Consider the following 18,291-nt stretch of genomic DNA (forward strand, 5'->3'; position numbering starts at 1 on the left):
CATTTCATCAACGTGAAATAAGAGGTATGCCATGAGACGTGGCAATCGCCGATTGGACATCGTCCTTGGCCTGGGAGCGGCTGCCCTGATCCTGGTCCCGTGGTATCGCATCGAGGGCGGCTTCTTCGGATTCAAATGGCTGTCTGCATTCCCGTTCTCCGCCGATACGGCGCCAGGCCTGCTACAAATCCTGCAGCATGGAAGAAGTTGGCTTGCCGGCGTTGTCCTGCTCTTTCTGCTCGGCTGTTTGGCGCGTCTGGTGGGCAATCCGATGCGGCGCGGAACCCTGCTCGCCTGGATCGGCGCCGTCGGCCTCGTCTTCCTGTCTCTGCAGGGACTGGCAATCGGCTTTTCCGGCTGGACCTGGGCAATCAGTGAAAACCTGTTCGGCATGTTGTCCGAAGGACAGCCTTCGATGGGTGCCGGCGCGGTCCTCCTGGCGCTCGTCTTCGTTCTCCTCTTTGCCTTCGGACTGGCCGAACGCGGAGTGATGAAGGGAGACGCCTTCATCGTCGGCTCGATTTCCATCCTTGCATTCCTGGTCACCGTCTTCGTTTTCTACCCGATCGGCAGCATGTTCATCGCTTCGGTGCAGGATTTCGATGGTTCCTTCAATCCGGATGGTCTTATACGCAACATCCAGGACCCCGGCATTTGGAGCCTGGCCTGCATAGCGGGCGAAGAACGTTGCGGTGTTGCCTGGCGCACACTCCTTCTCGCCCTCATGACAGCTTCCTGCTCGACCCTGCTCGGCCTCGGCTTTGCGCTGGTGGCGACGCGCACGCGTTTTCCTTTCAAAAAGGGATTGCGCCTGCTGACGGTGCTGCCGATCATCACGCCGCCCTTCGTCATTGGCCTGGCGCTGACGCTGCTGTTCGGCCGCGCCGGCGTTATCACCGAGACCTTGTCGAGCCTGTTGGGTATCGAGCCAGGCCGCTGGCTCTATGGGCTCACCGGCATCTGGATCGCCCAGGTGCTCTCCTTTACGCCGATCGCCTTCCTCGTTCTTATCGGCGTCGTCGAAGGCGTCAGCCCCTCGATGGAGGAGGCATCGCAGACCCTGCGTGCCGGTCGTTGGCGAACGTTCTGGCGCGTCTCCCTGCCACTGATGAAGCCCGGTCTCGCCAACGCCTTCCTGATCGGCTTCATCGAGAGCATGGCCGATTTCGGCAATCCGCTCGTGCTCGGCGGCACGCATGGCGTACTTTCGACGGAAATCTTCTTTGCCGTCGTCGGATCGCAGAACGATCCGTCGCGCGCGGCCGTTCTTGCCATCGTGCTCCTCTGCTTCACTCTCTCGGCATTCCTTGCCCAGCGTCTCTGGCTATCGGGCAAAAGCTTCGCCACGGTCACCGGCAAGGGCGACAGCGGCGCTCATATCGCATTGCCGCGGGGCCTTTCCATTGCCGTGCATGCGGTGGTCGTTCCGTGGATGATTTTCACCGTCATCGTTTATGGAATGATCCTGATCGGCGGCTTCGTGAAAACCTGGGGCCTCGACAACTCGCTGACGCTCGACCATTACGCTCGCGCCTTCTCGATCGGTTTCGACAATGGCGCAATCGCGTGGACCGGCGTGGCGTGGAACTCCTTCTGGACTACGATGGAAATCGCGCTCGTCTCCGCGCCCCTGACCGCTGCGGTGGGCCTGCTCACGGCTTATATCATCGTACGGCAGAAATTCGTTGGGCGGAACGTCTTCGAATTCGCGCTGATGATGAGCTTCGCCATCCCCGGAACGGTTATCGGCGTCAGCTACATCATGGCTTTCAACCTGCCTCCGATCGAGATGACCGGCTCGGCGCTGATCCTCATCCTCTGCTTCGTCTTCCGCAATATGCCGGTCGGCGTACGCGGCGGGATCGCGGCGATGAGCCAGCTCGACAAGAGCCTGGACGAGGCTTCGCTGACTTTGCGTGCGGACAGTTTCCGCACGATCCGCAAGGTGATCCTGCCGCTGCTGCGGCCAGCCATCACCGCTGCCCTGGTCTACTCTTTCGTTCGCGCCATAACCTCGATCAGCGCCGTCATCTTCCTCGTCAGCGCGGAATACAACATGGCCACGTCCTATATCGTCGGCCTCGTCGAGAATGGCGAGTACGGCGTGGCGATCGCCTATTCATCCATGCTGATCGTGGTGATGAGCATTGTCATCGCCGGCTTCCAGTTCGTCGTCGGCGAGCGCCGCCTACGCCGCGAAAATCGCGTCACCGGCACCAGCTCAGCTCCCTCTGTTCCTCTCGGTCAGGAGAAACCCGCATGATCACCGTCAAACCCGGTTCCGTCACCTTCCAGAATGTCCGCAAGTCTTTCGGTGCATTCACGGCCATTCCGGACCTTTCCCTCTCCATCGAGCCGGGCACACTGGTGACCTTGCTCGGCCCATCCGGCTGCGGCAAGACCACCACGCTGCGCATGCTGGCCGGGCTCGAGCATCCGACATCCGGGCGTATTCTGATCGGCGGCGCTGACGTTACCATGCTGCCCGCCAATGAGCGCGATGTCTCGATGGTGTTTCAGTCCTATGCCCTGTTTCCGCATATGACTTCGCTCGATAATGTCGCTTACGGTCTGCAGTCGTCGGGCCTCGGCAAGAAGGAAGCGCGGGAAAAGGCGGAGGAAGGATTAAAGCTCGTCGGCCTCGCGGGCATGGGCCATCGCCTGCCGGCCGAGCTTTCCGGGGGCCAGCAGCAACGCGTCGCAGTTGCCCGCGCGCTCGTGCTCGAGCCGCAGGTGCTGCTGCTCGACGAACCGCTCTCCAACCTCGATGCACGCCTGCGCCGCCGGGTGCGCACGGAAATCCGCGAACTGCAGCAACGGCTCGGCTTCACCGCCGTTTATGTCACCCATGACCAGGATGAGGCTCTGGCGGTGTCTGACCGCATCATCGTCATGAAGGATGGTGAGATTGCCCAGTCCGGGACGCCGCGTGAGCTCTATGAAGCGCCGGCATCGTCCTTCATCGCCGATTTCATGGGCGAGGCCAATGTCATTCCCTGCGAGGTGATCGGCCTCGAAGGGACGGAGGCGCTTATCCGCGTTGCCGGCGTGGATTATCGTTTGCCAAGCCGCAGCGCAAAGCTCGGCATGGCAAAACTCGCCGTCAGGCCCGGATCGATCACCATAGCGGCAGCCGGCCACGAGGGTCTGGCGGGACGCGTGCTCCATAGTGCCTATCTTGGCGGACATGTCGAATATGAGATCGAAACCGATGTAGGAACGCTTTTCATCATCGACCATGCCGTTGAAAGAAACCTGTCGCCTGCGAGCAATGTCACACTCGGGTTCGAGAACCGCGGCATTGCGCTGATCAATGCCTGAAATTTTTGAAATGCGAATAAAGGATAGCAACATGACGATGCATGATACCGACCTGGAACGGCGCTTCGCCCTGGCCAAATCCCTTGCTGAGGAGGCTGGCGCTTTGGCGCTCGATTATTTCAACAAGCGCGAGACTCTTGTGATCGAGACAAAGCGCGATCTTCAGGATGTCGTGTCGATCGCGGATCGCAACGTCGAGACCTTTCTCCTCGAGCGGGTTGCAACAGCAATTCCCGAGGACGGTTTCCTCGGCGAGGAGTTTGGCCATCAAGCGGGACGTTCCGGCTATACCTGGGTTGTCGATCCGATCGACGGCACGGCGCCCTTCGTCAATGGCATGCCCACCTGGTGCGTTTCGGTCGCTGTCCTCTACCAAGGCGTCCCGGTCGTCGGCGTGATCCAAGCGCCTTGCGCGAACGAGCTTTATGCCGCAGCCCTTGGCCTTGGCGCGAGCTTGAATGGCGAGACGCTTTTGCTCGATTCCTCCCGCACGATACAGAACGCCATGACGGGCATTGGCTGCAATACGCACGTCGCTCCGGAGGTTGTCGGCTCCATCATAACGGCGTTGCTCGCGAGCGGCGGCACGTTTATTCGGAACGGCTCCGGAGCGCTGATGCTTGCCTATGTGGCTGCAGGGCGTCTCGTCGGCTATTATGAACCTCACATGCGGGCTTGGGACTGCATGGCGGGTTATTGCCTTGTGAAAGAAGCCGGCGGCCGGTACCTGCCCTTCCCGACCGAGGGCGAAGATTTGTTCAAGGGGCATCCCGTCCTGGCCAGCAATGTTTCCGCATATCCGGAATTGTTGGCGATTCACAATCTGCGCGACGGTAATAGAACCGCACTATAGAGCAGGCTGCGTGGCGGCGAGCGCACGGCTGACAACGGCGGATGGTTGCGCCTACAACTGATTATCATAATCTGCCATGAACACGCTCAGGCGGGTGAAGAATCAGCAAATTCAACAATCCCCAATTGCCATGAAGACTCCGAAAAAACGCAGCAAGCCTCGACCAGACAAGTCTCAGCCATTGCTGCGGCAGCTCGCCGCCGTTCCTGCCAAGCTGTTTTCGGGGGCATTCCGCCAACAATACGGCGCGATTTGCTTCCGCTACGCCAATGACTGAGCGGGAATCGAAATCCTCGTGATTACATCGCGCGAGAGCGCGCGCTGGGTCATTCCGAAAGGGTGGCCAATGAAAGGGAAGAAGCCGTTTGAAGCGGCAGCGATCGAAGCCTGGGAGGAAGCAGGCGTGCGCGGGACGGTGAGGAAGAAACCGGTCGGCCGCTACACCTATCTAAAGGACCTCGACGATGGCGACGTAGCTCCCTGCATCGTCGATTTGTTTCAGGTTGAAGTCGTCGAGATCAGCAACGACTTCAAGGAGCAAGGCCAGCGTATTTTGGAATGGGTCAGCCCCGATGAAGCGGCACGACGCGTTCGCGAGATCGAACTCAAGTCGCTGCTCGTCGAATTTGAAGTTCGCCCGCGCAGGAAGCGCGATCCTCGCTGACAGCTGTCTCCATTAGTTACTTGCATGATGATAGTCACTGCTATAGTGACATCCCTATGCAACGGACGAGCTTCAGCCAATTCAAATGCCCGGCAGCGCGCGCGCTCGACAGCGTCGGCGACTGGTGGAGCATCCTCATCGTCCGCGACGCATTTCAGGGGCTGTCGCGCTTCGACGATTTCCAGAAGAGCCTCGGAGTGGCGCCGAACATCCTGACGCGGCGGTTGAAACACCTGACGGATCAGGGGCTTTTCGAACGGCGGCTTTATCATCAGCGCCCTGCCCGCTACGAATATCGGCTGACGGACAAGGGCCGCGATTTCTTTCCGGTGCTGATGACGCTGTTTTCCTGGGGAAGCCGGCACATGCCGCAGAAAGATCTCGCCTTTCTGCTCGGCGACGCCGCTTCGGGCCGAGAGCGCCAAACGGTACTGGTCGACGCACGGACCGGCGAAGAAGTGACACCCGAAAACACCAGCCTGCTTCCAGGCCCCGCAGCCGATGACGAGATGCGTGCGCGGATCGCCCGCATGCGCGCCTGGTATCTCGGCATCGACGCATAGAGAGGAAAATATCATGGACCGCATTGTTGTCACCGGCATGGGACTTGTCTCGCCGCTCGGCACAGGCGTCGAGCTCGCCTGGAGGCGCCTTCTTGACGGCAGGTCGGGGCTGAGGCTGCTTTCGGACGATATCGTCGGCGAGCTGCCGGCCAAGGTCGGCGGCATCGTTCCTGATACCACAGAGGATGCGGAGGCCGGTTTCTATCCCGACCGTTACATCACGCCCAAGGACCAAAAGAAGATGGACCGCTTCATCCAGTTCGCCATGGCGGCGACGGAGGAGGCGGTGAAGCAGGCCGGTTGGATGCCAACCGACGAAGGCGCGCGCGAACGCACGGCAACGATCATCGCCTCGGGCGTCGGCGGCTTTCCTGCCATCGCCGAGGCAGTCCGGATCGGTGAGGCGCGCGGCGTCCGGCGGCTGTCGCCCTTCACCGTGCCCTCCTTCCTCGTCAACCTCGCCGCCGGCCAGGTCAGCATCCGCTACGGCTTCAAGGGCCCGCTCGGCGCGCCGGTAACGGCGTGTGCGGCCAGCGTCCAGGCGATCGGCGATGCGGCGCGGCTGATCCGTTCCGGCGAAGCGGATGTGGCGATCTGCGGCGGCGCCGAGGCCTGCATCGACAAGGTGAGCCTTGGCGGTTTTGCCGCGGCGCGTGCCCTTTCCACCGGCTTCAACCAAACGCCGGAGCTGGCGTCGCGGCCCTTCGACACGGCGCGCGACGGCTTCGTCATGGGCGAAGGCGCCGGCATCCTGGTGATCGAAACGCTGAAGCATGCACTTGCTCGCGGCGCGACGCCGCTTGCCGAACTCGTCGGCTACGGCACGGCAGCGGACGCCTACCACATGACCTCAGGTCCCGAAGACGGCGACGGCGCGCGCCGGGCGATCGAGGCAGCGCTCCGGCAGGCGAAGATCCCGGCGTCCGAGGTCAAGCATCTGAACGCGCATGCGACCTCGACACCGGTCGGCGACAAAGGCGAGATCGCGGCGATCGCCACAGTCTTCGGCCGCGATGGCGGCATTGCCGTCAGCGCGACGAAATCAGCGACCGGCCATCTGCTGGGTGCTGCCGGCGGGCTGGAGGCGATTTTCACCATCCTGGCGCTACGCGATCAGATCGCGCCGCCGACCCGCAACCTGGATCACGCCGATGCCGTCGCCGATGGGATCGATATCGTCGGCAAGATGGCGCGGCCGCTGACGATGGACTACGCCATCACCAACGGTTTCGGCTTCGGCGGCGTCAATGCCAGCGCCCTCTTCCGCCGCTGGTCGTAAAGTCCGCTTTTCTTAAGTAAAAAATCGCCTACACTTCTGCTCTTTCGGGGATCATTCTCCGATAGAGCGGGAGATTCCCCATGCGCGCCTTCTTCGCAGTTGTCATTCTGTGTGCCGCGTCCCTCTTCTCCACAGTCTCGACTCGCGCCGAAGACCCCATCGACACGACGCGGACGATGATCGAAGAACAGATCAAAGCCTTCCTCAAGGACGATGCCGAGACCGCCTATTCCTTCGCCGCTCCCGGCATCAGGGCGATGTATCCCGACAAGAACCTGTTCTTCGCCATGGTGAAGAAGAGCTACGAGCCGGTCTATCATCCCGGCAACTACGCCTTCGGCCGCAGCCGCTCGATCGACAACGGCGCGCTGATCTATCACGAGGTGCTGATCTCCGGCCGCGACGGCAAGGATTGGACGGCGATCTACCAGATCACCCGCCAGCCGGACGGCAGCTACCGGATCAACGGCGTGCAGATCATGCCGGATGCCGACAGCAAGGGCATCTAGCGATTGAGTATTTTTCATATTAAAGTTGTGTTCCGCATCCCCAGCACGTAGAGAACTTATGGTTTTCTGTCAGGGGTGAAGCTCAATGCCTATTTCCTTCACGCGGTCGCTTGAAACGGTCATCATCGGCCTTTCCACCGTGCCATGTGTGGCGCATGCGGAATCCTTTTCAAGGCTTGCACAGCAGAGTTATCCCGTCGGAAAACTGACCAAAGGAAAGGCCGGCGGCTACGGCTGGGTCGTATCGAACGGCAGCAAGCAGTTCTTCTGCCGGCTGGATGCCAGCCTGGCTTATGTGAGCAAGAAGGAGATGGTGAGCATCCTTTCAAGCGGACGGCTGGTCAAGCTGGACCGCGCCGCGTTTGAGGCCTCGATCGGTGGCCCCGATCCGTCCATACCGCAATGGAGCGATCTTCAGACCGGCCGCGTCAAACCGGCCGATGTCGGAAGTTGCACTCCCACCCGCTGACCGAGGGCACCATAAGGTGGAGACGATGCGGCCTTCAGCGATCGCTTTGCGGACCCTGCTTCAGTTCCGGATGAGCGGCGTGCCGATGATACCGGATGCCAACAGCAACGGCATTTGACGCGCTGGCATTGGTTGGATGAAACACTATTCAGCACTTGTATTCGTTACGCTAACTATTTTGAAATCGTGCTGGAGTAAAAAACCATCAGCGGGGGATTGGCAGGTTGAATACCGGCAAGCGATTTTTCACAGGTCTTGAAGCCTTGCGGGAATTCGCGGCCATCATGGTCATGTTTTTGCATACCGGCGGCACGCTTGGTCCGATACCCGTGAATATCAGCTACCTTGCCGTTGATCTCTTCTTTCTTTTGAGCGGCGTCGTTCTTGCAAATTCATACGAACGGCAACTGGCAACGAGACAGATTTCGCCCGGCGGATTTCTGCTGCAGCGTATCATTCGGCTTTATCCTGTCTATCTGCTGTCGCTTCCTGTCGGCCTCGTCAGCTATGCCGTTCAATTCGGCTTGGATTACCTCACCCTGGCCGGCCTTCTGCTGCGGGCGATTTTATTCATTCCAAACGCAGGCACGGGCGGCGCCTTTCCGTTAAACGGGCCGAGTTGGTCGCTCTTCTTCGAACTCTGGGCTGGAGTGCTGTTCTCCATTCTTCTGGTGCGACTTTCGTCCAGAATCTTGCTCGCCATCGCCCTCGGGACAGCGGGTATCACCTTGTACGGAGCCCTTGGAGGCAATTTCGACATTGGCCATCAGGCGGGCTACTTCGGATTTGGCTTCTCGAGAATTTTGTTCTCGTTCTCGCTCGGGATCTGCCTTTACAGGTTGTACGAGGTTCGGCTGCCGAATGCATTCAATAGAGGCAACACCATCGGCATTTTCCTCTGTGGTTGCCTGATTGTGATCGCGAATATACCCGCGAGCACATTCTACGGTTTTCCCTATTTTGATCTTTTCATGTGCTTGGTGATTTTCCCAGCCATTGTCTGGATCGCAATGCGCACGAGGCAGACCGGCCTTGTCGAGCTGGTATTCCGCTGGCTGGGGATAGTTTCCTATCCGATTTATATCCTACATGCGCCTATCTTCGAGTTACTGCATTTACTGCGGCAAAGAGGCTTTGCCCTCCCAGCCTCCCCGGCGGCCGGTATGGTCGTCGTGATAGCGATTTTCATTGTGGCCAGCGTCGTCGCCATTCGCTTCGACGAGCCGGTGCGCAAAAAGCTCGGAATGATGGTTGCACCAAGTCCGGTGTCCAAGGTTACCTCGGAAAGCCAGGCGGGGGTGACGTAGCCTTACACCGGTTCGAGGTCGCCTCTCGCCCATTCCTCCATCGTCTCCGCCATGAAATCGGCGAAGCGGCCTTCGGCGATTGCCTTGCGGATGCCCTGCATCAGTTCCTGGTAGTAGGCCAGATTGTGCCAGGAGAGCAGCATGCCGCCGAGTGCTTCGTTGGAGCGGACGAGATGGTGCAGATAGGCGCGTGAATAGTCGCGCGAGGCCGGGCAGTTCGACTGATCGTCGAGCGGGCGCATGTCCTCGGCATGGCGGGCATTGCGGATATTGACCTTGCCGCGGCGGGTAAAGGCCAGGCCGTGGCGGCCGGAGCGGGTCGGCATGACGCAGTCGAACATGTCGATGCCGCGGGCGACCGATTTCAGCATATCGTCAGGCGTGCCGACGCCCATGAGGTAGCGCGGCTTTTCCAGCGGCAGCACCGGCAGCGTCGTTTCCAGCATCTGCAGCATGACGTCCTGCGGTTCGCCGACAGCAAGGCCGCCGATCGCATAACCCTTGAGGTCGAGCTGACTCAGCGCCTCGGCCGAGCGGATACGCAGCGCCGGGATGTCGCCGCCCTGGACGATGCCGAACATCGCTTTTCCAGGCTGCTCGCCGAAAGCGACCCGGCAGCGCTCGGCCCAGCGCAGCGACATTTCCATGGCGCGCTCGATCTCCTTCGGCTCGGCCGGCAGCGCCACGCATTCGTCGAGCTGCATCTGGATATCGGAGCCGAGCAGCCCCTGGATCTCGATGGAGCGCTCCGGCGACATATGGTGCAGACTGCCGTCGACATGCGACTTGAAGGTGACGCCCTGCTCGTCGAGCTTGCGCAGGCCGGAGAGCGACATGACCTGAAAACCGCCGGAATCCGTCAGGATCGGGTGTTCCCAGCGGATCAGCTTGTGCAGGCCGCCGAGGCGGGCGACGCGCTCGGCACTGGGGCGCAGCATCAGATGATAGGTATTGCCGAGGATGATGTCGGCGCCGGTCTCGCGCACCTGGTCGAGATACATCGCCTTGACGGTGCCGACGGTGCCCACCGGCATGAAGGCCGGCGTGCGGATGGTGCCGCGCGGCATGGAAATTTCGCCGAGGCGCGCGCCGGCATCAGTCTTCTTCAACGTAAATTGGAAGTTTTCTGTCATTTGTCTTTCCGGAAAAGAAGGCTCGCGTCTCCGTAGGAGTAGAAGCGGTAGCCTGTCGAAATGGCGTGTTCATAGGCCGCATGCATGGTTTCGAAGCCTGAAAAGGCCGAGACCAGCATGAACAGTGTCGAGCGCGGCAGGTGGAAATTGGTCATCAGCATGTCCACAGCCTTGAAGCGATAGCCGGGCGTGATAAAGATGCCGGTGGCGCCGCTCCAGCCGCGGATCTCGCCGCTTTCTTCCGCAGCACTTTCGATCAGCCGCAGCGAGGTCGTGCCGACGCAGACGATGCGCCCGCCCCTTGCCTTGACGGCGTTCAGTTGCGCGGCAGTCTCAGGGCTGACAGTGCCGCTTTCAAGGTGCATCTTGTGATCGACGGTGTCGTCAGCCTTCACGGGCAGGAAGGTGCCGGCGCCGACATGCAGCGTGACGAAATGGCGTTCGATGCCGGCTCTGTCGAGCGCTTCGAACAGCGCAGGCGTGAAATGCAGGCCGGCGGTGGGGGCAGCGACGGCGCCCTCCTCGCGGGCGTAGATCGTCTGGTAGTCAGCGCGGTCCCGCTCGTCATCGGGGCGCTTGGCGGCGATATAGGGCGGTAGCGGAATATGGCCGACGGCGGCGATTGCCTCGTCGAGCGCCGGGCCTGCGAGATCGAAGGCGAGCGTCACTTCGCCGGCCTCGCCCTTTTCCTCGACGGTGGCATCGAGCGCGCCAAGAAAGCAGCTTTCGCCGCTATGACCGAAGGCGATGCGGTCGCCCTCCTTGATGCGCTTGCCGGGTTTTGCAAAGGCCTTCCAGCGGCTGGGGCCGATGCGCATATGCAGCGTTGCCGACACCTGCTGGCCGCCCGCACCCTCGCGATGGCGGATGCCTTCCAGCTGGGCGGGAATGACCTTGGTGTCATTGAAGACCAGCGCATCGCCCGGCCGCAGAAAGGACGGCAGATCGCCGACCCGATGATCGGAGAGCACGGTTTCAGCATGGGGGTTGACGACGAGCAGACGGGCGCTGTCGCGGGGCTCGGCGGGCCGCAACGCGATGCGTTCATCCGGCAGATCGAAATCGAAAAGGTCTACGCGCATAACGGCACTTTCAGACAAAGCGAAACCCGCCCCCACGCGGTTAACGCGCAAGAGCGGGTTTCAGCAGAAATCACAATCAGACGTCGGCGGCAACCCGCATCGACACGATCGAGTCCCGGATCGGAAACCGGCTCGCCGCGCTTGATCTTGTCGACGTTGTCCATGCCTTCGATGACCTGGCCCCAGACGGAATACTGCTTGTTCAGCCAGGGCGCGTCGGTGAAGCAGATGAAGAACTGCGAATTGGCGGAGTTCGGGTTCTGCGAACGGGCCATCGAGCAGGTGCCGCGCGTATGGGTGGTCGCGGAGAATTCAGCCTTCAGATCCGGCTTGGAGGAGCCGCCCATGCCGGCGCGGCCGGGATTGAAGGTTTCCGAGCCCTTCTTGCCGAATTCGACATCGCCCGTCTGCGCCATGAAATCCTGGATGACGCGGTGGAAAACGACGCCGTCATAGGCCTTTTCGCGGGCGAGTTCCTTGATGCGGGCGACATGCTCCGGGGCGACCTGCGGCAGAAGCTGAATGACAACCTTGCCCTTGGTGGTTTCCAGAATGATGGTGTTTTCGGGATCCTTGATCTCGGCCATTGCCTTCTCCTCTTGTTTCTCTCGTAACTTACTTCTTGCCCAGGGCGACCTTGATCATCCGGTCGGGACTTTTGACTTCGCCGTTCTGGCCTTCGCCGCGCTTGATCTTGTCGACATTTTCCATGCCGGACACGACCTTGCCGACAACGGTGTACTGGCCGTTGAGGAAGGAGCCGTCGGCGAACATGATGAAGAACTGCGAATTGGCGGAATTCGGATCCTGCGAGCGGGCCATGCCGACCGTGCCGCGCACGAACGGGGTCTTGGAGAACTCGGCCGGAATATCCGGCATGTCGGAGGAGCCGGTGCCGGCGAGAACTCGCATCGAAACCCTTTTCCATATTGCCGTATTTGACGTCGCCGGTTTGGGCCATGAAGCCGTCGATGACGCGGTGGAAGGCGACGTTGTCGTATTCACCCTTCTTGGCCAGCGCCTCGATCTGGGCGACATGCTTCGGCGCTACCTCAGGCATCAGCTGGATGACGACGGGGCCGTTCTTCAACTGGATGGTGAGATAATGATCGGCCGACTGGGCGAAGGCGTCCCCCGCGAAGGAGGCGAGATACAACACGCCGGCAAATGCGAGATAAAAGAGTTTCATATGGGCTCCGTTGCGGCGGGTTTCGCCTGGTCTTTGCGCTTGCCAGACTTCGTATTTATCAGTCTGGGCGCTTGGATGAGAGGGCTTGCAAGACGGCGGCCGGCACGAAGGCGCTGACATCGCCGCCCATGGCGGCGATCTGGCGGACCAATGTGGCCGTAATGGGCCGCGAGGCCGTTCCCGCCGGCAAAAAGATGGTCTGGATATCGGGCGCCATCGTCCTGTTCATGCCGGCCATCTGCATTTCGTAATCAAGATCGGTGCCGTCGCGGAGACCGCGGATCAAAAGCGTGGCGCCATGGGCGCGGGCGGCGTCGACGACCAGATTGTCGAAAGCGACGACGTCGATGTCGCCGGTCTTGCCGGGCAGCGCTTCCGCCAGCGAAAGGCGGATCAGCTCGGCTCTCTCTTCGAAGGAAAAGAGCGGCGCTTTGCCGGGGTGGATACCGATCGCGACGATCACCTTTTCGGCGACGTTCAGTGCCTGGACCAGAACATCCACATGCCCATTGGTGATCGGGTCGAAAGACCCGGGATAAAAAGCTGTCGTCATCTGGCCCGACCGTTGGTTTGACGCCTTTTGTCACGGATGCCGGCTTGCCGCAAGTGATTTGGCCAATCATCCCGGACGGTTGAACGGTGGATGAACGGCCCGTTCAAGGCGGTTTCAGACAGGATCTGCTTAACTCAGATCATCAACGCAGCCGATGCCATTCCGGCGTCCGGCGCCTCCCGAAAGACCAATTCCATGCTGATCGTGCTCGTTGCACTTGCCGTCGTTTCCTCGCTTGCCGCCGAGATAGCCTATGGCTATTTCGCCGATCGCTACGAAGTGAGCTGGGTGCGGCCGGAGCTTGCCGAGCATGCCGCGATCGTGCGGGCCCAGGGCCGGCTGCGCGCAAAAAACGACGTTCGAATCTGAACGCCAGATGAACGAGACATTCAAGGAGGCTTCAGATCGGCATTGGTAAACACCCCGTCAACATCCGGCGGAACCATTTTAAAACGGATGCGTTCATTCAACCGATACATAGATGCGATTATCGCGGCAGGAAGGACTAAAGATGCCCGGCAAGATTACGATGATTAACGTGCTCTGGATGGTAATGGTCACGGGCATGCTGACCGCAACTGTCGCTCTCTATGATCAGAAGGTTGATACGTCCAAGGTTTATGGTCCCTATGCTTCGGCCCGGACGGCCGTACTGGGCCAGTACTGAGGGGCGAGAACGCAACTCCCCAGGAAAGGAATGCCTATGTTCACGATCTTGACAGTGCTCACCGCCCTTATCAGCGTCATGTTCATAGTGTCTGTAGCCTCGACAATATCTGCGCTTCGGCGCGAAGGTGAAGAGGTAAAGGCGCTGAACGAAAAACATAGCGCATTCTGACATTCCTCTTATCCCAACTCCTTCCCCACCTTGAGCGGCACCCCTTCCGCTGCCAAGGCCATTCAAAGCCGGATGCACCCAGCGTCCGGCTTTTTCTTTGGGCCGGTAAGGACGAGCGCGGGTTAAAAGAAAAGGGCGGCCCGAAGCCGCCCTTTTTACTTGATCATTCCTCAGCCGGCCCGGCCGGGTCACCATCGGCAGCCGGCGCCTCGCCGGCAGCCGCTTCCTCGGTGGTGGCGGCGCCTTCGGCGACCTCGACAGCCTCCTCCGTCTCATCCTCCTCCGGCTCGCTGATGCGTTCGACAGAGACGACCTTCTCGTCCTTGGCCGTCGAGAAGATGGTGACGCCCTTGGTGGCACGGCTTGCGATGCGGATGCCGCCGACCGGCACGCGGATCAGCTGGCCGCCATCGGAAACCAGCATGATCTGGTCGCCATCATCGACGGGGAAGGCCGCGACCAGTTCACCGATCTCGCCTGTCTTCGACGTGTCGGTGGCGCGGATGCCCTTGCCGCCGCGGCCGGAGATGCGGAAATCGTAGGACGACGAACGCTTGCCGAAGCCCTTTTCGGAGACGGTGAGCACGAATTGCTCGAGCTGCTTCAGCTCCTCATAACGCTCGTCGGAGAGCTGTCCCTCTTCGGTGACTTCCTCGCCGACCAGCGCGATCTCCTCGGCCTCACCTGTCGTCAGGCGGCGGTCGTTGGCGGCGCGCTTCAGATAGGCGGCGCGCTCCCACGGCTCGGCGTTGACATGGCGGACGATGGTCATCGAGATGATGCGGTCGCCGCCGGCAAGGCTGATGCCGCGCACGCCGATCGAATTGCGGCCGGCAAAGACGCGGACGTCGTCGACCGAGAAGCGGATGCACTGGCCGAGCGCCGTCGTCAGCAGCACGTCGTCATTTTCCGTGCAGGTCTCGACGGAGAGGATTTCGTCGCCCTCCTCCTCGAGCTTCATGGCGATCTTGCCGTTGCGGTTGACCTGGACGAAGTCCGACAGCTTGTTACGGCGAACCGTACCGCGCGTCGTCGAGAACATGACGTCGAGATTGTCCCAGCTCTCCTCGTCCTCGGGCAAGGGTAGAATGGTGGTGATGCGCTCGCCGGGGGCGAGCGGCAGCATGTTGATCAGTGCCTTGCCGCGCGAGGTCGGCGTGCCGATCGGCAGGCGCCAGACCTTTTCCTTGTAGACGATGCCGCGCGAGGAGAAGAACAGGACCGGAGTGTGGGTGTTGACCACGAATAGCCGGCTAACGAAATCCTCGTCGCGAGTGGTCATACCGGAGCGGCCCTTGCCGCCGCGGCGCTGGGCGCGATAGGTGGTCAGCGGCACGCGCTTGATATAGCCGAGATGCGAGACGGTGACGACCATGTCCTCGCGGGCAATCAGATCCTCGTCGTCCATTTCGAGGCCGCCATCGACGATCTCGGTGCGGCGCGGCGTGCCGAATTCGTCACGCACGGCAGTGAGCTCATCCTTGACGATGCTCTGGATGCGGACGCGCGAGGAGAGAATATCGAGGTAATCCTTGATTTCCTCGCCGATCTTGTTGAGTTCGTCGCCGATTTCGTCGCGGCCAAGGGCCGTCAGACGGGCAAGGCGCAGTTCGAGAATGGCGCGGGCCTGCTCTTCGGACAGGTTGTAGGTCAGGTCCTCGTTGATGCGATGGCGCGGATCGTCGATCAGACGGATCAGGCTTTCGACATCTTCGGCCGGCCAACGGCGGGTCATCAGTTCTTCGCGGGCCGACTGCGGATCGGGCGCCTGACGGATGACGCGGATGACTTCATCGATATTGGCGACGGCAATGGCGAGACCGACCAACACATGGGCGCGATCTCGCGCCTTGCGCAGCAGAAATTTCGTTCTCCGGCTAACGACTTCCTCGCGGAAGGAGACGAAGGCGCGCAGCATGTCGAGCAGGGTCAGCTGCTCAGGCTTGCCGCCGTTCAGCGCCACCATGTTGCAGCCGAAGGACGTCTGCAGCGGCGTATAGCGATAAAGCTGGTTGAGGATGACCTCGGCATTGGCGTCGCGCTTCAATTCGACGACGACGCGATACCCCTGACGGTCGGATTCGTCGCGCAGGTCGGAGATGCCTTCGATGCGCTTGTCGCGCACCAGCTCGGCCATCTTCTCGATCATCGTCGCCTTGTTCACCTGGTAGGGGATCTCGGTGATGATGATCTGCTCGCGGTCGCCGCGCATCGGCTCGATGGCCGCGACACCACGCATGATGACCGAACCGCGGCCGGTCTCATAGGCCGAGCGAATGCCGGCACGGCCGAGGATCTTCGCACCCGTCGGGAAGTCGGGGCCGGGAAGGATCTGCATCAGGTCCGGCAGTTCGATAGCCGGATCGTTGATCAGCGCGATACAGCCGTCGATGACTTCCGACAGGTTATGCGGCGGAATATTGGTCGCCATGCCGACGGCGATGCCGCCGGCGCCGTTGACGAGCAGGTTCGGGAACTTGGCGGGCACCACGACCGGCTCGGAAAGCGTGCCGTCGTAGTTGTCGCGGAAATCGACGGTTTCCTTGTCGAGATCGTCGAGCAGCGAATGGGCTGCCTTTTCGAGGCGGCATTCGGTGTAACGTTCAGCCGCCGGCGGATCACCGTCGACCGAGCCGAAATTGCCCTGGCCATCGATCAGCGGCAGACGCAGCGACCAGGGCTGGGCCATGCGGGCCAGCGCATCGTAGATCGCCGAATTGCCATGCGGATGGTATTTACCCATCACGTCACCGGTGACGCGGGCGCATTTGACGTATTTCTTGTTCCAGTCGATGCCGAGCTCAGACATGCCGTAAAGGATGCGCCGGTGCACGGGCTTCAGTCCGTCGCGCACGTCGGGCAGCGCGCGGCTGACGATGACGCTCATGGCGTAATCGAGATACGACCGCTGCATTTCCTCCATGATGGAGATGGGCTCGATGCCTGGCGGGAGCTTCCCGCCGCCGGGGGGTGTTTGCTCAGTCAAAACAGATCACGATCTCTTCTGAGAATCACTTGAAGATTTATAGCGGAAAGCCTGTTCCCGCGCCAATTTCACGGGGCGTTTTGAACAGGCTTTTGCGGCTTAAAGAGGGTAAAACATGCAAGTAGCGCGGCCGCACCGGACAAATCCGCCGCGGGCCGCCGCGGGATATTTGCCAAATCGGAATCGCCGCTTCACAATCACAAAAACCACGCATAAAAACCATGCGGCTATATGGGGTTTTCGAGGGACGATGGCAAGCGCCGACCAATTGATCAACGCCTTCACGACGCTCATCGTCACCATCGATCCGCCGGGGCTCGCACCGATCTTCCTGGGGCTGACGACCGGCATGAGCCGCGCCCAGCGCACGCAGGTGGCGCTGCGCGGCTCGACCATCGCCTTCATCATCCTTGCCGTCTTCGCGCTGTTCGGCGCGAGCGTGCTCGGCGTGCTCGGGATCTCGATCGGCGCCTTCCGCATCGCCGGCGGGCTGCTGCTCTTCTGGATCGCCTTCGAGATGGTGTTCGAGCGGCGGCAGGAGCGCAAGGAGAAGGCCACCGAAGCTGCCGTCACCAAGGATCATATCGAAAATATCGCCGTTTTTCCCCTCGCCTTGCCGCTGATCGCCGGCCCGGGCGCGATCTCGGCGACGATCCTGCTTGCCGGCACGCTGCCGACCTCCGTCGAAAAAGCCCAGTTCATCGCCGTCATCGCCGCCAATCTGCTGCTGACCTTCCTCATGCTGCTGATTGCCGAAAGGCTCGACCGCTTCCTCGGCGTCACCGGCCGGGCGATCCTGACGCGGCTCCTCGGCGTCATCCTCGCCGCCCTAGCGGTGCAATTCGTCGTCGACGGCGCAAAGGCGGCGCTCAATCTGATCAGCGCGACACCGCACTGAACGGTGCAAACCAAAGAAAAAAGCATGACGCCATCAAAGGCATCATGCTCTCGGATAGTCTACAGAGCCGGGAAAGCGGTTGATCAGAACGGGATGTCGTCGTCGAGATCGCGCGAGAAATTACCGCCGCCACCGCCGCGGCTCGGCGATGAAGAGGGAGCCGGGGCGCCGTAGTCATCGCCATAATCATTGTTGCTGCTGCCTCGGCCGCCGCCGGAGCTTGCACCGCCGCCTTCGCCGCGGCCGTCGAGCATGGTCAGGGTCGAACCGAAGCCCTGCAGCACCACTTCCGTCGAGTAGCGGTCCTGGCCCTGCTGGTCCTGCCATTTGCGGGTCTGCAGCTGGCCTTCGATATAGAGCTTGGCGCCCTTCTTCACATATTGCTCGACGACCTTGCAAAGGCCTTCGTTGAAGACGACGACCGTGTGCCATTCGGTCTTCTCACGGCGCTCGCCGGAATTGCGGTCACGCCAGGTCTCCGAGGTCGCGATACGGAGATTGGCGATCGGCCGGCCATCCTGCGTGCGGCGGATTTCGGGGTCCGCACCGACGTTTCCAATCAGAATTACCTTGTTTACGCTACCAGCCATGCTTCTCACCCTGCCTGCCGCCCTGCCCGGCGGCGTTTCAATCGATCGGCGCACCTT

Annotated in this window: 16 protein-coding genes and 3 pseudogenes; 12 read left to right on the top strand and 7 right to left on the bottom strand. The window is 61.1% G+C overall.

Annotated features, from left to right (window positions below; translation table 11 throughout):
* Positions 1-31 precede the first annotated feature (31 nt).
* The 9 genes and pseudogenes from MF410_RS08050 to MF410_RS08090 all read left to right on the top strand — a co-directional run bounded on the left by MF410_RS08050 (position 32) and on the right by MF410_RS08090 (position 8,965).
* Complete coding sequence (locus MF410_RS08050) at positions 32-2,263, top strand: iron ABC transporter permease (RefSeq protein WP_097628898.1); 2,232 nt, start codon at positions 32-34, stop codon at positions 2,261-2,263.
* Complete coding sequence (locus tag MF410_RS08055; RefSeq protein WP_097628899.1) at positions 2,260-3,321, top strand: ABC transporter ATP-binding protein; 1,062 nt, start codon at positions 2,260-2,262, stop codon at positions 3,319-3,321. The genes MF410_RS08050 and MF410_RS08055 overlap by 4 nt, the downstream gene beginning before the upstream one ends.
* A gap of 31 nt (positions 3,322-3,352) precedes the next feature.
* A complete protein-coding gene (locus MF410_RS08060) occupies positions 3,353-4,174 on the top strand; it encodes an inositol monophosphatase family protein (protein WP_097628943.1) in 822 nt (273 codons plus the stop codon).
* A gap of 130 nt (positions 4,175-4,304) precedes the next feature.
* Positions 4,305-4,838 (top strand): annotated as a pseudogene (locus MF410_RS08065) (NUDIX hydrolase).
* A gap of 56 nt (positions 4,839-4,894) precedes the next feature.
* Positions 4,895-5,401, top strand: coding sequence for a helix-turn-helix domain-containing protein (locus MF410_RS08070; protein ID WP_097628900.1), 507 nt, complete (start codon positions 4,895-4,897; stop codon positions 5,399-5,401).
* A gap of 13 nt (positions 5,402-5,414) precedes the next feature.
* Positions 5,415-6,680: a beta-ketoacyl-ACP synthase II gene (fabF, locus tag MF410_RS08075; protein WP_097628901.1), complete on the top strand. Its 1,266-nt coding sequence runs from the start codon at positions 5,415-5,417 to the stop codon at positions 6,678-6,680.
* 80 nt (positions 6,681-6,760) lie between these two features.
* Positions 6,761-7,189, top strand: coding sequence for a DUF4864 domain-containing protein (locus tag MF410_RS08080; protein ID WP_097628902.1), 429 nt, complete (start codon positions 6,761-6,763; stop codon positions 7,187-7,189).
* A gap of 85 nt (positions 7,190-7,274) precedes the next feature.
* Positions 7,275-7,658, top strand: coding sequence for a hypothetical protein (locus MF410_RS08085; protein WP_097628903.1), 384 nt, complete (start codon positions 7,275-7,277; stop codon positions 7,656-7,658).
* Between the two features lie 224 nt (positions 7,659-7,882).
* Positions 7,883-8,965, top strand: coding sequence for an acyltransferase (locus MF410_RS08090; RefSeq protein WP_239620307.1), 1,083 nt, complete (start codon positions 7,883-7,885; stop codon positions 8,963-8,965).
* A 2-nt stretch (positions 8,966-8,967) separates the two neighbouring features.
* Here MF410_RS08090 and tgt read toward each other — a convergent pair whose 3' ends face one another.
* From tgt to coaD, 5 genes and pseudogenes are all read right to left on the bottom strand, one after another.
* Positions 8,968-10,098, bottom strand: coding sequence for a tRNA guanosine(34) transglycosylase Tgt (gene tgt / locus MF410_RS08095; RefSeq protein ID WP_097628905.1), 1,131 nt, complete (start codon positions 10,096-10,098; stop codon positions 8,968-8,970).
* Positions 10,095-11,180, bottom strand: coding sequence for a tRNA preQ1(34) S-adenosylmethionine ribosyltransferase-isomerase QueA (gene queA / locus MF410_RS08100; protein WP_097628906.1), 1,086 nt, complete (start codon positions 11,178-11,180; stop codon positions 10,095-10,097). The genes tgt and queA overlap by 4 nt, the downstream gene beginning before the upstream one ends.
* A 76-nt stretch (positions 11,181-11,256) precedes the next feature.
* Positions 11,257-11,767, bottom strand: a pseudogene (locus MF410_RS08105) (peptidylprolyl isomerase).
* A gap of 28 nt (positions 11,768-11,795) precedes the next feature.
* A pseudogene (locus MF410_RS08110) lies at positions 11,796-12,369 on the bottom strand (peptidylprolyl isomerase).
* A 58-nt stretch (positions 12,370-12,427) separates the two neighbouring features.
* Entirely contained in the window at positions 12,428-12,922 is a 495-nt protein-coding gene (gene coaD / locus MF410_RS08115; RefSeq protein WP_097628908.1) for a pantetheine-phosphate adenylyltransferase, read from the bottom strand.
* Between the two features lie 90 nt (positions 12,923-13,012).
* On the opposite strand from coaD, the gene MF410_RS08120 reads away from it, so the two are divergent.
* Positions 13,013-13,291, top strand: a complete 279-nt coding sequence (locus MF410_RS08120; protein ID WP_097628909.1) for a hypothetical protein — start codon at positions 13,013-13,015, stop codon at positions 13,289-13,291.
* Positions 13,292-13,433: 142 nt separating this feature from the next.
* The gene (locus MF410_RS08125) at positions 13,434-13,589 is read left to right on the top strand and encodes a hypothetical protein (protein ID WP_003539654.1); all 156 of its coding nucleotides are present in this window, start codon (positions 13,434-13,436) and stop codon (positions 13,587-13,589) included.
* A gap of 334 nt (positions 13,590-13,923) precedes the next feature.
* Here the strand turns inward: MF410_RS08125 and gyrA are convergent, their stop codons facing one another.
* Positions 13,924-16,746 carry a DNA gyrase subunit A gene (gene gyrA / locus MF410_RS08130; RefSeq protein ID WP_097628910.1) on the bottom strand — a complete coding sequence of 941 codons (2,823 nt, stop codon included), beginning with the start codon at positions 16,744-16,746 and terminating at the stop codon, positions 13,924-13,926.
* 250 nt (positions 16,747-16,996) lie between these two features.
* Between gyrA and MF410_RS08135 the strand changes: the two genes are divergently transcribed.
* Entirely contained in the window at positions 16,997-17,644 is a 648-nt protein-coding gene (locus MF410_RS08135; protein WP_097628911.1) for a MarC family protein, read from the top strand.
* A gap of 83 nt (positions 17,645-17,727) precedes the next feature.
* Here the strand turns inward: MF410_RS08135 and MF410_RS08140 are convergent, their stop codons facing one another.
* Entirely contained in the window at positions 17,728-18,234 is a 507-nt protein-coding gene (locus tag MF410_RS08140; protein WP_003586486.1) for a single-stranded DNA-binding protein, read from the bottom strand.
* Positions 18,235-18,291 lie beyond the last annotated feature (57 nt).

This window comes from Rhizobium sp. C104 (assembly GCF_022354505.1).
GTDB classification, from domain to species: Bacteria; Pseudomonadota; Alphaproteobacteria; order Rhizobiales; family Rhizobiaceae; genus Rhizobium; species Rhizobium redzepovicii.